This window comes from Vibrio penaeicida (genome assembly GCF_019977755.1).
GTDB lineage: Bacteria > Pseudomonadota > Gammaproteobacteria > Enterobacterales > Vibrionaceae > Vibrio > Vibrio penaeicida.
In genome coordinates this window covers 2,944,513-2,958,178 of the sequence record NZ_AP025144.1, presented here as the reverse complement: position 1 = coordinate 2,958,178, position 13,666 = coordinate 2,944,513, and the positions used below count along the sequence as shown (strand labels likewise).

Here is a 13,666-nt window from a genome sequence, read left to right as displayed (position 1 = left end):
AGCGTCATACTTGCGCCACTGGTTAGTGGCATATTAATTGCAGCGTCAAAGAATAGAATGCAGTAACAAGTCAGAATATTGACGACAGAGGTGAACAATGAAAATTGGTGGAATGAATCAGGAAATGCAAGCGATGATGCTTGAAGCGACAAACTCCACTAAACCCGCTACAGGACAGCAGGTTTCCTCTGATTTTGGTGCGCTATTGGATAACGCCATAAACAACGTTAATGCGCTACAGAAGCAATCCGGAGAGCTAGCAACTCGATTTGACCAAGGCGACCCTAACGTATCGTTGTCTGATGTGATGATTGCTCGAAACAAATCTAGCGTGGCTTTTGACGCGACGATTCAAGTAAGAAATAAACTGGTAGAAGCTTATAAAGAGCTGATGAACATGCCAGTATAAAACAGGTAGTGACAAGTGGCTGAAGACAAATCAACAGATCTCGCGGTATCCGATGGTGGTGCAGTAGCAGTAGGAAGTGACCTGGATAACGAGAGTCAAAACCTAGACTTAGATGAGCAAAGCTCCTCGAAGTTTGACATGTCAATGGGTGATCTAGACCTATTGCGTCAGGTGGTTTTGGTTGTTGCTATTTCAATATGTGTAGCGCTTATCGTCATGGTGTTCTTTTGGGTGCGTGAACCTGAGTTACGTCCGCTAGGAACATATGAGACAGAAGAACTGATCCCCGTTCTTGACTATCTTGACCAACAGAAAATTGACTATAACCTCGAAGGGAATACGATTCGTGTTCCAGTGAGCGAATACAGCAACATCAAACTCAACATGACCCGAGCGGGCTTGAATCAACCGGATCCAGCGGGTGATGACATTCTTCTGCAGGATATGGGGTTTGGTGTTTCCCAGCGTTTAGAGCAAGAACGCTTGAAACTCAGCCGAGAAAGACAACTTGGTAAAGCTATCGAACAAATGCGACAAGTTCGTAAAGCACAAGTTTTACTCGCCTTACCTAAACAAAGCGTGTTTGTTCGCCATAATCAAGAAGCGTCAGCTACCGTATTTTTGACGCTTGGTTCCACAAACTCTCTTAAGCAAGAAGAAGTGGATTCCATTGTCGACATGGTATCCAGCGCCGTACCTGGCATGAAGCCGACACGAGTAACCGTAACCGATCAGCATGGTCGGTTGCTCAGCTCGGGGTCGCAAGATCCAATGGCAACAGCTCGCCGAAAAGAACATGAACTAGAACGCAAGCAAGAGCAGGCTTTACGAGAAAAAATCGATTCGGTTCTTATCCCTATTTTGGGTATCGGGAACTACACCTCTCAAGTAGACATTGAGCTCGACTTTAGTGCTGTGGAGCAAACTCGCAAACGATTTGATCCCAATACACCTTCTACACGCAGCGAATATACGTTAGAAGATTACAACAACGGAAATGTGGTTGCCGGTGTACCTGGTGCGCTTTCAAACCAGCCGCCTGCGGATGCGTCCATCCCTCAAGATGTGAAACAGATGAAAGATGGCTCTTTGCTTGGGCAAGGTTCTGTTCACAAAGAAGCCACTCGAAATTTTGAGTTAGATACCACTATTAGCCATGAACGTAGACAAACAGGTACCGTAAACCGCCAAACGGTGTCTGTAGCTATCCGTCATAAACCGAGCGTTAATGCGGAAACGGGTGATGTGACTTACCAACCGTTGGCTCAAGCAGAGATTGATGCCATTCGAAGTGTACTGATCGGTGCTGTTGGGTTTAATGAAACACGCGGTGATTTGCTGAACGTTCTTAGTGTCAAGTTTGCAGAACCAGAAGCCGAAGTCATGATGGATGTGCCAATCTGGGAACACCCGAATTTCAACGACTGGATTCGTTGGCTGGCAAGTGCGCTGGTTATCATCGCAATCATCTTGATTTTGGTACGCCCAGCGATGAAGAAACTTATCAACCCTCATTCGGAAGAGGACGAGGATTCAGAATTTGGTGCCGATGGACTTCCACTGTCGGCGGATGGCGATACCAGCTTGATTGGTAGTGATATCGACGCGGGCGATGCCTTTGAATTTGGTTCAGGTATTGACTTACCTAACCTGCACAAAGATGAAGATGTATTGAAAGCGGTGCGTGCACTGGTTGCAAACGAACCAGAGCTCGCAGCACAAGTAGTGAAGAATTGGGTGTCAGAAGATGGCTAACGACGTTGCAAAAACAGAAGATGGCGGTGAAAAAGGCTCGGAAATCGATATTGAGTCGATTCCTGGAGAGGAACGTGCCGCGATATTGCTTTTGAGCCTAAATGAATCGGATGCCGCAGGCATTATTCGTCATCTAGAACCCAAGCAGGTTCAAAGAGTGGGTAGTGCTATGGCGAGGGCAGCCGATCTAAACTCAGATAAAGTTAGCGTTGTGCATCGCGCGTTTCTGGAAGATATTCAGAAATACACCAACATAGGTATGGGTAGTGAAGACTTTATGCGAAATGCTTTGGTTGCTGCCCTGGGTGAAGACAAAGCGAACAACCTCGTTGACCAAATATTGTTAGGTACTGGCTCGAAAGGCTTGGATTCTCTTAAATGGATGGACCCTCGTCAAGTTGCCAGCATCATAGTGAACGAGCACCCGCAAATTCAAACTATCGTACTTTCTTATCTCGAAGCCGATCAATCTGCAGAGATCTTGTCGCAGTTTGCCGAGCGTGATCGTCTCGACTTGGTTATGCGTATCGCCAACTTAGAAGAAGTTCAGCCTTCTGCATTGGCAGAGCTAAACGAAATCATGGAGAAACAGTTCGCGGGTCAAGCCGGTGCGCAAGCTGCCAAGATTGGTGGTACTAAGGCTGCCGCTGAAATCATGAACTTCATGGATAACAGTGTCGAAGGCATCTTGATGGACCAAATCCGTGAACAAGATGAAGACATGGCGACTCAGATTCAAGATCTGATGTTCGTGTTCGAAAACTTGATGGAAGTGGACGACGCCGGTATTCAAAAATTGCTGCGTGATATTCCACAAGATGTATTACAACGAGCGCTTAAAGGTGCCGACGATGGTCTTCGCGAGAAAGTATTCAAGAACATGTCAAAGCGTGCAGCCGATATGATGCGCGACGACATGGAAGCGATGGCTCCGGTAAAAGTTTCCGATGTGGAAGCTGCTCAAAAAGAAATTCTGGCGATTGCCCGACGTCTTGCCGACAATGGCGAGCTCATGCTGGGTGGTGGCGCAGACGAATTCCTATAACCCCATACGCTCAATTAGTGAGCGCAGCTTGAACAATTCAAAATAGGTAGTGTGATGTCATTAGAACGTAAACGCGGCTTTCTACGACCGGATGAAGATGACATAGCCGAAAAAGCGGAAGCGTGGGGGTTACCTGACTATACAGGTGATGCCAATGCTAACGCCAAAGATACCGCCCTCAAATACGATCCTTCTTGGGTCCCCAACTTTGACACGCCCGAAGCTGAAGAGCCGGTAGAACTGACCGAAGAACAAATAGAAGAAATAAAGCAAGCCGCCTATCAAGAGGGCATGGCGTTAGGTCAAGAGAAAGGGTACCAAGACGGATTCGAAAAAGGTAAAGAAGAAGGGTTTACCGCAGGTCATCAAGAGGGTACAGAGCAAGGTAAGCAAGAGGGGCTTGAAGCTGGTCAAACTTACATTGAAGAACAAGTAAATCACTTTATGACGTTGGCAAGCCAATTTGCTCAACCTCTTGAATTAATGAATGCTCAGGTTGAAAAGCAATTGGTAGACATGGTTCTCACCATGGTTAAAGAAGTGGTTCACGTAGAAGTGCAGATGAACCCACAAGTGATATTGGATACGGTTCGTCAAAGTGTTGAAGCTCTGCCTATTGCGGGTCACGCTATCACAATAAAACTCAATCCCGAAGATTTGGCCATCGTTCTTTCGTCTTACGGCGAGGAAGAACTTAAAAATCGCAGCTGGACGTTATCCAGTGAACCATCTCTGAATCGAGGAGATGTGCATATTGAGGCCGGCGAATCGAGTGTGAGCTTTAAAATGGAAGAACGAATCCGTTCAGTCATTCAATCCTTCTGTGGTTCAAATCGGCATCAGGAGCAAGTGTAATGCTGGCTCTTGAAGAAAGACTTTCCAATTATAAAACCCAAGGTTTAACCACGAAAGCCATTGCTTCCGGCAAGCTAGTTCGCGTGGTGGGCTTAACGCTTGAGGCAACGGGGTGTAAAGCCCCTATCGGTAGCCTTTGTAAGGTTGAAACACTCAGCGGAGAAATGGAAGCTGAAGTGGTTGGGTTTTCAGGGGAAAGCCTTTATTTAATGCCGAGTGAACAAATTACAGGTGTTCTACCAGGCGCAAAAGTAACGCCAATTACCACTGACAGTGGTTTGTCGGTTGGAATGGAGTTACTTGGCCGGGTCATTGATGGTGTGGGCAATCCACTGGATGGCCTTGGTGATATCTATACAGAGAAAAAAGCCTCATTCAATGGTCAGCCCATAAACCCATTGGCACGAAAGCCGATTTCAGAACCGCTGGACGTGGGGTTGAAGGCGGTAAATGGATTACTAACGGTAGGCAAAGGTCAACGTATTGGCCTCTTTGCTGGCTCCGGTGTCGGTAAGTCGGTCACTCTCGGTATGATGACGAGAGGCACAACCGCGCAAGTGGTGGTAGTGGGGCTGATTGGTGAGCGTGGGCGCGAAGTAAAAGAATTCATTGAAGAGATCTTAGGAAAAGAAGGCCGCCAGCGTTCGGTCGTTGTTGCTGCTCCTGCCGACTCTTCACCTCTTATGCGTTTGAAAGGGTGTCAGACAGCGCTGACCATTGCGGAATACTTTCGCGATCAAGGGTTAGATGTTCTTTTGCTAATGGATTCATTAACGCGTTTTGCCCAAGCACAGCGTGAAATTGCCCTTTCTGTAGGCGAGCCGCCAGCGACCAAAGGCTATCCGCCATCGGTATTCGCTAAGTTACCAGCGCTGGTTGAGCGTGCTGGTAATGGTGATGATAATCAGGGGTCGATTACTGCCTTCTTTACCGTGTTAACGGAAGGGGACGACTTACAAGACCCGATCGCCGATGCGTCGCGAGCCATTTTGGATGGTCACATCGTGTTGTCACGCGAGTTGGCTGATGCTGGTCATTATCCTGCGATTGACGTCGAGAAATCCGTCAGCCGTGTTATGCCTCAAATCACAACAGATGAACACATGATGATGGCGAAAGCCGTACGTCAGGTGCTTTCAGTTTGTCGTAAAAACCAAGATCTTGTTTCTATTGGTGCATACAAACCAGGAACAGACCCAGCGATTGATACCGCTTTTACTCTCAAACCTAAATTGGATGAGTACGCGCAGCAGGGTATGGGAGAAGCGGTCCCATATGAAATGTGTGTGAATATGCTTCGCAGTATATTGCAGCCATCTTAAGAGAGGAATAAGTGAATAATGCTCTAGAGTTTTTACTTGAACAGGCGAAAGATAAAGAATCTCAGTCCGTGCTTGCTCTCAATAAGTCGAGAGCAGAGCTTGAAGATTACTACCGCCAAGTCGAGCAAATAGAAAAATACAGATTGGATTATTGCAATCAGCTGGTAGAGCGAGGAAAAGGTGGGCTTACTGCGAGTGAGTATGGACACTTAAATCGATTCTTAACTCAGCTAGATGAAACCTTAGCTAAGCAAAAAGCTGCAGAAGAACACTTTGTTTCACAGGTCAATAATTGTGAAGAACACTGGTTGGAGACTCGTAAAACCCGTCGTTCTTATGAGTGGATGATTGAAAAAAAAGCAAAGGATAAGCGCATTCAGCAAGAAAAAGTAGAGCAAAGACAAATGGATGAGTTTTCCACTTTGCAATTTGCTCGTAGAAAAAGTTCATTTTAGTCTTGTAACTAGAGTATATGAATTCAAATTGGCTCATTTTTTGCAAACTTTCTGACTTATATAAACTGAATTGAATCGCCGAAAGTCGACTGTTAATCGTGACGCAGTTGGTCACTAGAGTGAACCAACGCATAGAGAGTGTGTTTATGAGCCAAAATCCTCTGTCAGTGAACGAATCCGGAAGCAAATCCTATTTGCTGGGAAAATCCAACCAATCTACTGATTCTGCAAAAGAAAGTGAATCGGGAGGGTTTCTTAACGCGCTAAAATCTGTCTTTTCATCTGAGTCTGAGCCCACTGAATCAAGTAAAAAAATCAAAGTAGATGGTTCAGAAGAGTCTAGTAAAACAAAAGGTGAGCTAGGTACAGAGAATGTAGAAGGCAAAGGCTCTGAATCATCAAAGGTTGCCGCGGTGGCGGCAGTATCGACAGATGAAGCTGGTGGAGAAGAATCTGTCGACAAGCTTCTATCAAGTTCTGAGGAAAGCTCAGACGTAGCTGGCGATGTAAAAAACGCTAAAAAACAAAACGTTGACCAAACTATGACTGAGGGGAATGACTTGCTTGGTCGGCTCGACGATTCAAATAAAGCCTTAAAAACAAAAGACACTCCAACCGACGCTAATTCAGCTGAAAACATCGATTCCAATGGCAACAAGTTGCCACAAAATTCTGCGGTTGTCGCAGGGGCGGCAGGTCAGCCATTAAATGAAAAGGCTATTTCTGAGCAAGATATAGCAGACGCAAAATCCAAATACCTTCAACAGTCTAATGTCGACGCTTCTAACGGAATAGGCGCAGCTACTGTTGATAAAGCATCAGCAGAAACGAGTAAGCTTTCGTCTTCGCAAGTGACAGATGAAACAAGCAGTGACTTTGTGAAAGGCGCGGTCGCCGTTTCAGGAGGCATGGCTTCTGGAGGCATGATTGTTGCCAACCAAGGTCAAATAGCACAAACATCAGCTGGAGCAATGTCAAACCTCTCTGTTGATGGGGCACAAAGTGGAGCCGAGTCACTACATAAGACTGGACAAGCAGGAATGGTCCAAGGTACTTCCGAGCTAAGTGGTGAAGATGCGCAGCTTGCAGGTGCAGCAACCGCTAATAGCGCAGTCAGTCAAAACGGTTTGAAACACGCTAACCAAAGCCCTCAAGACGCACAGATTGACTGGACACAAAATACAGCGACTCAGTCAGCGATGGATTCTGATACTAAGCTTGCTACAACGTTTTCAGATACTCAAAAGGTTGACTTGAAAGGTGCTCAAGCCAGTGCCGTTGGAGCCGGAGTTATCGCAAATCAGGTAGCTTCAGAGACATCGTTTGATGGCCAACCACTGGCGGCTTCTGAACAACTTCAAGGTCAATATACCGAGCCAATGTGGACAACAACATCTTCAGAGATGAGCAAAGCGGAATTACAGGCAGCGAAAGGCGCGATAGAGTCTACAAACAATGCCAAAATGGCCGCTAGCGCAGCTCTTGCTGCCCATTTAGCAAATCCAACGTCGACTCCGTTGCCAGCCGATAGAATGGCGGCGGCTTCCGCGACACAAATTATGCCACAAGAAATCAATGCCGCAGCAATGAACCAGCAGATGATTGCACAAAGCATGACGGCTGGTGCAGCGACTCAAACCAGTAATGTGGCAGCAGCATCGGTAGCCGGAAGTGCAGCTGTTTTAGGCGCGACTAAACTGGCTAAAGGCAATGAAAATGGTCATGGCGAAAAAGCTGATTTTTCCCAACAACTCGCTGGTGTCGCGTCGCAACAAGGTTTAACCGCGGCACAAGCTAAAGCAGAGGGGCAAGCTGTAGCAACCACTCAGCAATCACCACTACAGTTATCTCGAGACGGTGCCGCGGCAGGTGATCAGCTCGCCGAACGTGTTCAGATGATGCTGTCTAAAAACCTCAAAAATGTCGACATTCGCTTAGACCCGCCAGAATTAGGGCGAATGCAAATTCGCATGACGATGAATAACGACATTGCGTCGGTTCAATTTACGGTTGCGAACCAACAAACCCGAGACATTGTTGAACAAGCAATGCCCAGATTGAGAGAAATGTTGTCTCAACAAGGTTTACAGCTTGCAGATACGTCCGTTCAGCAGCAAAATGCAGGACAACAGCAACAAAGTCAGTATGTTGCGGGGCAGGGTTCCGGAAAAGGTAAAGATGGCGATGGCATTGATAGCGAATTTGGCTCAGAGGGTGACGAATCGCTCGAAGTTAACGTTGATGTGAAACCAAACCGTGATGGAATCAGTTTTTACGCTTAACATTATAACTTAACCTTCTATTTAACCGAGACGTTTATGGCAGAAGAACAACAAGACGCAGACGCGCCCAAAGGAAAAAGCAAGCTCCTGATCATCATCATAGCGGTAGTCGTTTTACTTGCTGGTGGCGGTGGCGCAGCCTTTTTCTTGATGGGATCCGATCCTGCAGAAGAAACTCCAGTAGCAGAAGAAGCAGCAGTTCCCACTAATGAACCCGCTTCTTATGTCAATATCCCACAGCCGTTTGTATTTAACGTTACAGGGGATAAGAAAGACAGATTGGTGCAAATCAAAGTCCAAATTATGGTGAGAGGGAGCGAAAATGAGGGAACGGCAAAACACCATTCTCCTCTGATTGAAAGCACCCTTCTTTCTACGTTTGGAGTCGCTACTGCTGAGCAACTTCGTACTCCTTTAGGTCGTGGGCAGCTACGTGATCAGGCAACTGACGATATTAAAGCTGCTTTGAGTCAGCTAGTAGGGCAGCCTGTCATTGAGAAAGTGCTGTTTACTGACTTCGTAATGCAATAGGTATCCTGTGACAGACTTATTAAGCCAAGATGAGATTGATGCGTTACTGCATGGTGTAGATGATGTAGATGACGGAGATGATGATGATCTTGATGCCGGTGGTGGGTCCCCCGAGAACACATCCGACTATGATTTTTCGTCTCAAGACAGAATTGTTCGTGGTCGAATGCCGACCTTGGAGCTCATCAATGAGCGCTTTGCTCGGCACCTTCGAATAAGTTTGTTTAACATGCTGCGGAAAACCGCAGAGGTATCGATTAACGGTGTACAAATGGTGAAGTTTGGTGAATACCAAAACACCCTTTATGTACCAACCAGTTTGAACATGGTGCGTTTTAGACCACTTAAAGGTACAGCGCTTATTACCATGGAAGCGCGATTAGTTTTTATCTTGGTGGAAAACTTCTTTGGTGGTGATGGTCGCTTCCATGCTCGGATCGAAGGGCGAGAGTTTACACCGACGGAACGTCGAATTATCCAACTGCTTCTGAAAATCGTATTTGCAGATTATCAAGAAGCGTGGTCACCTGTTATGGGCGTTGAATTTGAGTATTTGGATTCAGAAGTAAACCCAAGTATGGCGAATATCGTGAGCCCGACTGAGGTGATCGTCGTGAGCAGCTTCCATATTGAAGTGGATGGTGGAGGCGGTGATTTTCATGTTGTGATGCCGTACTCCATGGTTGAACCGATCCGTGAGCTCTTAGATGCCGGTGTTCAATCCGATAAGATGGAAACTGACGTACGTTGGAGCTCGGCGCTAAAAGAAGAAATTATGGATGTTCCCGTCAATTTCCGAGTGAACTTGTTGGAGCGGGATATTTCCCTTCGCGACTTGATGGAACTAAGACCTGGCGACATTATCCCAATTGAGATGCCTGAGAACGCGACAATGTTTGTAGAAGAACTGCCAACATACCGAGTTAAAATGGGTCGCTCCGGTGATAAATTGGCTGTGCAGGTTTCTGAAAAAATTAAGCGTCCAGATGTGGTTAAATCCGATTTGGTATTCCTTGGCAATGACATGGAATCAGAACTAGATAGTGGCGATGAGTTTGAAGAAATCTCGCCAGAAACAAATGAGTAGGTGATTGAGTATGGATCCAAACGAAGATCAAAAACTGGCAGATGAATGGGCCGCTGCATTAGGCGAAGACCCGTTAGCATCTGGTGGCGATGATGATGTTGAAGCGGCTCCCCTTGAAGAATTGTCTAATGAGCCAGCTCCGATTTCTGAAGATGAGCGTCGTAAACTCGACACCATCATGGATATTCCCGTCACAATTTCGATGGAAGTTGGGCGTTCACAAATCAGCATTCGTAACTTATTACAACTGAACCAAGGTTCCGTTGTTGAATTGGACCGAGTTGCTGGTGAATCACTGGATGTACTGGTCAATGGAACTTTGATCGCGCACGGTGAAGTCGTTGTGGTGAACGACAAGTTTGGTATTCGTCTAACCGACGTTATTAGCCAAACTGAACGAATCAAGAAACTTAGGTAGCCATGAAAAAACTCTTTGGCTGGTGGTTGTTTCTGCCTGTGCCGGCATTGGCCTCCAGTGCTGGTCAGTTAGATATGGCTGCAACACTGGGATCTTTGCTCTTTGTTATCGCGATTATTTTCATATTGGCATGGGCATTAAAGCGAATGCGTTTGCCTAGTATGATGGGGCAAGATGGGCTAAGAATAGTTCGCCAGCTACCTGTTGGAACAAAAGAACGGCTAGTGATAGTGCAGGCCGGAGAAGAGCAGTTTCTCGTAGGCATAACCGCGAACTCTATAAATTTGGTTTCTAAACTGGACAAGCCTGTCGAAGACGCACAACCCGTGTCGGCACCCTTCGCCCAACAACTTAGTCAGTTATTGAAAAAAGATGAAAAAAAATAATTTTATCGCTGCCTTACTGGCAGCGTTTCTGTTTTTATGCCATTCGACCTCGGTGGTAGCGCAGGAAGAATTGGCGAGTACAATTCCGACGAATGCGGTAGGTTCGCAAAATATTGCGGTGGCGGAATCACAGACTGCAACAGGCTCTTCAAGTGCGTTTATCTCAGGTGGTGCTCCCGGAAGTGGTATTCCAGCGATAACGGTGACTACGAACCCTGATGGTACTGAAGATTACTCGATAAACTTACAAGTCTTGGCCTTAATGACATTGTTGGGCTTCTTGCCTGCAATGGTGATTTTGATGACGTCGTTTACCCGAATTGTCGTGGTGATGTCGATATTGCGTCAAGCTATGGGTTTGCAACAAACGCCGTCTAATCAGGTGATTATTGGTATTGCCATTTTTCTCACCTTCTTCATCATGTCCCCTGTAATAGACCGAGTAAATAATGAAGCCATTCAGCCATATGTAAATGAACAGATTACCGCTCGTGATGCGTTTACTTTGGCTCAAGTACCTATGAAGGACTTCATGCTTAAGCAGACGCGTGTTAAAGATTTGGAAACATTCGTCAATATCTCAGGGGCTCAGGTAAATAACCCCGAAGACGTGCCGATGAGTATTCTTATCCCTGCATTTATAACGTCGGAGTTGAAGACCGCGTTTCAGATCGGTTTTATGCTCTTTTTGCCATTTTTGGTCATCGACTTGGTGGTTGCCTCTGTATTAATGGCTATGGGTATGATGATGCTTTCTCCGATGATCGTTTCTTTGCCCTTTAAACTCATGCTATTTGTGCTGGTTGATGGTTGGAACCTCATCTTATCCACCTTAGCTGGCAGTTTTGCAATATAGCGGAGGGAATGTATGACTCCTGAAATGTTCGTTGACCTTTTCCGAGAATCGCTATGGTTGGTTCTGGTCATGGTATGCGCAATCATTATTCCCAGCCTTATTATTGGTTTGGTTGTTGCCATTTTCCAAGCGGCTACGTCCATCAACGAACAAACACTGAGTTTTCTTCCTAGGCTAGTTGTCACGCTCTTGGCTTTGATGTTATTCGGGCATTGGATGACACGTATGCTGATGGAGTTTTTCTTCGAGCTGATTGAACGCATGCCAACTGTTCTGCATTAGAGGCGGGTATGGAGTTTTCTGCAGACATCATTCTCGACTGGATAGCTAACTACTTCTGGCCTTATAGCCGGATTTCAGCGATGTTAATGGTCATGACCGTGACGGGGGCAAGATTTGTATCTACCCGGATCCGTTTGTATCTAGGTCTCGCTATTACGTTTGCGGTAATGCCCGCTATTCCCGCTGTTCCTGAAGATATCGAGCTATTGTCTTTTCAAGGTTTTTTAACGACGTTTGAGCAACTGGTGATCGGCATTGCCATGGGGACCGTTACTCAGTTTATGCTGCAAACGTTTGTTGTATTGGGTCAAATCCTAGGTATGCAGTCCAGTTTGGGTTTTGCGTCTATGGTCGATCCCGCAAACGGACAAAATACGCCCTTACTTGGTCAGTTATTCATGTTTTTGGCGACCATGTTTTTTCTATCGACTGATGGTCATCTGCAAATGATCCAATTGGTTGTTATGAGTTTTACCGCTTTACCTATCGGCCAAGGGGCGTTGAATTCGGTTGATTACCGAGAGCTCGCTTTGTGGTTTGGTACTATGTTTAAAATGGCGCTGAGCATGTCGTTGTCGGGTATTATCGCTCTACTTACCATTAACTTGTCGTTCGGGGTAATGACAAGAGCGGCACCTCAATTGAACATATTCTCGCTCGGTTTTGCGTTTGCCTTGTTAGTCGGTTTACTGATTTGTTGGTATATCATCGCTGGGTTGTTTACCCACTACGACTTGATTTGGCTCGAAGGGCGTGGGCAAATTTGCCGCCTTATCGATATGAATTGTTAGGTCAATAAGCACTAGGAGGCTTTTTTGGCAGAATCAGACGGTCAGGAACGCACAGAAGACGCCACGCCCAGGCGGCTAAAACAGGCGAGAGAAAAAGGGCAAGTCGCCCGCTCTAAGGAACTTGCTTCCGTGTCTGTTTTAGTGATTGGGTCTGTGGCGCTAATGTGGTTTGGTGAATCTCTCGCAAGAGGGCTGTTCACGGTGATGTCACGCCTATTCTCTTTGAGCCGAGAAGAAATCTATGACTTTGGCAAGCTCATCGAGATTATCTTCGGAGCCATGGTTTACCTGATACTTCCTCTCCTGTTGATTTTGGTTACTCTCTTTGTGGCAGCCTTAGCAGGTGCTGCTGGAGTGGGGGGGATCAGCTTTTCTGTTGAAGCTGCGATGCCAAAAGCGTCTAAAATGAACCCACTTAGTGGCCTGAAACGGATGGTCGGTATGCAGAGTTGGGTTGAATTGATTAAATCAATCTTGAAAGTGCTTTTGGTCGCGGGTGTTGCGTTTTACCTGATACAAGCGTCCCGTAAAGACCTGTTTCAGCTGAGTTTAGATTTGTTCCCAGCCAATATATTCCACGCTTTGGACATTCTGCTTAACTTCACATTGCTTATTAGCTGCTCATTGCTGGTTGTGGTGGCCATCGATATTCCTTTCCAAATATGGCAGCACGCGAATCAGTTAAAAATGACTAAGCAGGAAGTGAAAGACGAATTCAAGGAGACGGAAGGTAAGCCAGAGGTGAAAGGGCGCATTAGAATGCTTCAGCGTGAAATGGCGCAGCGTCGGATGATGGCAGATGTTCCACAGGCCGATGTGATTATTACCAACCCAGAGCACTTCTCTGTTGCGCTTCGCTACAATCAAAAAACCGACAAAGCACCCATTGTGGTCGCAAAAGGTACCGATCATATCGCGTTAAAAATTCGAGAAATCGCCAGAGAGCACGATATTTACGTCGTCCCTGCACCACCACTTGCTCGTGCACTTTATCATTCCACTGAGCTGGAACAACAAATTCCTGACGGTTTATTTACGGCGGTGGCTCAAGTACTTGCGTATGTATTCCAGTTGAAGCAGTTCCGAAAACGAGGCGGAGAACGCCCTACACTAAAAGAGAAGAACATGCCGATTCCACCAGACTTAAGACATTGATAATTCAATACTCTCGCTATCTATCGATAAGACAAAT

At 46.2% G+C, this 13,666-nt stretch carries 15 protein-coding genes; all 15 read left to right on the top strand.

Annotated features, from left to right (window positions below; all coding sequences use genetic code 11):
* The first annotated feature begins 97 nt into the window (after positions 1-97).
* The 15 genes from fliE to flhB all read left to right on the top strand — a co-directional run bounded on the left by fliE (position 98) and on the right by flhB (position 13,629).
* Positions 98-409 (top strand): flagellar hook-basal body complex protein FliE, encoded by a 312-nt coding sequence (gene fliE, locus LDO37_RS13200; protein WP_101112839.1) that lies wholly within the window; start codon positions 98-100, stop codon positions 407-409.
* A gap of 15 nt (positions 410-424) precedes the next feature.
* A complete protein-coding gene (gene fliF, locus LDO37_RS13195; RefSeq protein ID WP_126608653.1) occupies positions 425-2,164 on the top strand; it encodes a flagellar basal-body MS-ring/collar protein FliF in 1,740 nt (579 codons plus the stop codon).
* Positions 2,157-3,209, top strand: a complete 1,053-nt coding sequence (fliG, locus tag LDO37_RS13190; RefSeq protein WP_126608654.1) for a flagellar motor switch protein FliG — start codon at positions 2,157-2,159, stop codon at positions 3,207-3,209. The genes fliF and fliG overlap by 8 nt, the downstream gene beginning before the upstream one ends.
* A 54-nt stretch (positions 3,210-3,263) precedes the next feature.
* Entirely contained in the window at positions 3,264-4,064 is an 801-nt protein-coding gene (gene fliH / locus LDO37_RS13185) for a flagellar assembly protein FliH (protein WP_126608655.1), read from the top strand.
* On the top strand, positions 4,064-5,386 hold the full coding sequence (fliI, locus tag LDO37_RS13180) for a flagellar protein export ATPase FliI (protein WP_126608656.1): 1,323 nt from the start codon (positions 4,064-4,066) through the stop codon (positions 5,384-5,386). The genes fliH and fliI overlap by 1 nt, the downstream gene beginning before the upstream one ends.
* Positions 5,387-5,397: 11 nt before the next feature.
* Positions 5,398-5,841, top strand: a complete 444-nt coding sequence (gene fliJ / locus LDO37_RS13175) for a flagellar export protein FliJ (protein ID WP_101112829.1) — start codon at positions 5,398-5,400, stop codon at positions 5,839-5,841.
* 146 nt (positions 5,842-5,987) lie between these two features.
* On the top strand, positions 5,988-8,123 hold the full coding sequence (locus tag LDO37_RS13170; RefSeq protein ID WP_126608657.1) for a flagellar hook-length control protein FliK: 2,136 nt from the start codon (positions 5,988-5,990) through the stop codon (positions 8,121-8,123).
* Positions 8,124-8,159: 36 nt separating this feature from the next.
* Positions 8,160-8,654, top strand: a complete 495-nt coding sequence (gene fliL, locus LDO37_RS13165; RefSeq protein ID WP_126608658.1) for a flagellar basal body-associated protein FliL — start codon at positions 8,160-8,162, stop codon at positions 8,652-8,654.
* 7 nt (positions 8,655-8,661) lie between these two features.
* Positions 8,662-9,741 (top strand): flagellar motor switch protein FliM, encoded by a 1,080-nt coding sequence (gene fliM, locus LDO37_RS13160; RefSeq protein WP_101112824.1) that lies wholly within the window; start codon positions 8,662-8,664, stop codon positions 9,739-9,741.
* A gap of 10 nt (positions 9,742-9,751) precedes the next feature.
* Positions 9,752-10,159 (top strand): flagellar motor switch protein FliN, encoded by a 408-nt coding sequence (gene fliN, locus LDO37_RS13155; RefSeq protein WP_101112822.1) that lies wholly within the window; start codon positions 9,752-9,754, stop codon positions 10,157-10,159.
* 2 nt (positions 10,160-10,161) lie between these two features.
* A complete protein-coding gene (fliO, locus tag LDO37_RS13150; protein WP_126608659.1) occupies positions 10,162-10,545 on the top strand; it encodes a flagellar biosynthetic protein FliO in 384 nt (127 codons plus the stop codon).
* Positions 10,532-11,401 (top strand): flagellar type III secretion system pore protein FliP, encoded by an 870-nt coding sequence (gene fliP, locus LDO37_RS13145; RefSeq protein ID WP_101112819.1) that lies wholly within the window; start codon positions 10,532-10,534, stop codon positions 11,399-11,401. The genes fliO and fliP overlap by 14 nt, the downstream gene beginning before the upstream one ends.
* Before the next feature lie 12 nt (positions 11,402-11,413).
* Positions 11,414-11,683 (top strand): flagellar biosynthesis protein FliQ, encoded by a 270-nt coding sequence (fliQ, locus tag LDO37_RS13140; RefSeq protein WP_101112817.1) that lies wholly within the window; start codon positions 11,414-11,416, stop codon positions 11,681-11,683.
* Positions 11,684-11,691: 8 nt separating this feature from the next.
* Entirely contained in the window at positions 11,692-12,474 is a 783-nt protein-coding gene (gene fliR, locus LDO37_RS13135) for a flagellar biosynthetic protein FliR (protein ID WP_101112815.1), read from the top strand.
* 24 nt (positions 12,475-12,498) lie between these two features.
* Positions 12,499-13,629: a flagellar biosynthesis protein FlhB gene (flhB, locus tag LDO37_RS13130; protein WP_126608660.1), complete on the top strand. Its 1,131-nt coding sequence runs from the start codon at positions 12,499-12,501 to the stop codon at positions 13,627-13,629.
* Positions 13,630-13,666 lie beyond the last annotated feature (37 nt).

Excerpts from the sequence above, each read along its gene's own strand:
- fliN (WP_101112822.1), top strand. The coding sequence starts at position 9,752 with ATGGATCCAAACGAAGATCAAAAACTGGCAGATGAATGGGCCGCTGCA.
- fliQ (WP_101112817.1), top strand. The coding sequence starts at position 11,414 with ATGACTCCTGAAATGTTCGTTGACCTTTTCCGAGAATCGCTATGGTTG.
- fliI (WP_126608656.1), top strand. The coding sequence starts at position 4,064 with ATGCTGGCTCTTGAAGAAAGACTTTCCAATTATAAAACCCAAGGTTTA.
- fliO (WP_126608659.1), top strand. The coding sequence starts at position 10,162 with ATGAAAAAACTCTTTGGCTGGTGGTTGTTTCTGCCTGTGCCGGCATTG.
- fliR (WP_101112815.1), top strand. The coding sequence starts at position 11,692 with ATGGAGTTTTCTGCAGACATCATTCTCGACTGGATAGCTAACTACTTC.
- fliL (WP_126608658.1), top strand. The coding sequence starts at position 8,160 with ATGGCAGAAGAACAACAAGACGCAGACGCGCCCAAAGGAAAAAGCAAG.
- fliP (WP_101112819.1), top strand. The coding sequence starts at position 10,532 with ATGAAAAAAAATAATTTTATCGCTGCCTTACTGGCAGCGTTTCTGTTT.
- LDO37_RS13170 (WP_126608657.1), top strand. The coding sequence starts at position 5,988 with ATGAGCCAAAATCCTCTGTCAGTGAACGAATCCGGAAGCAAATCCTAT.
- fliG (WP_126608654.1), top strand. The coding sequence starts at position 2,157 with ATGGCTAACGACGTTGCAAAAACAGAAGATGGCGGTGAAAAAGGCTCG.
- fliE (WP_101112839.1), top strand. The coding sequence starts at position 98 with ATGAAAATTGGTGGAATGAATCAGGAAATGCAAGCGATGATGCTTGAA.
- fliH (WP_126608655.1), top strand. The coding sequence starts at position 3,264 with ATGTCATTAGAACGTAAACGCGGCTTTCTACGACCGGATGAAGATGAC.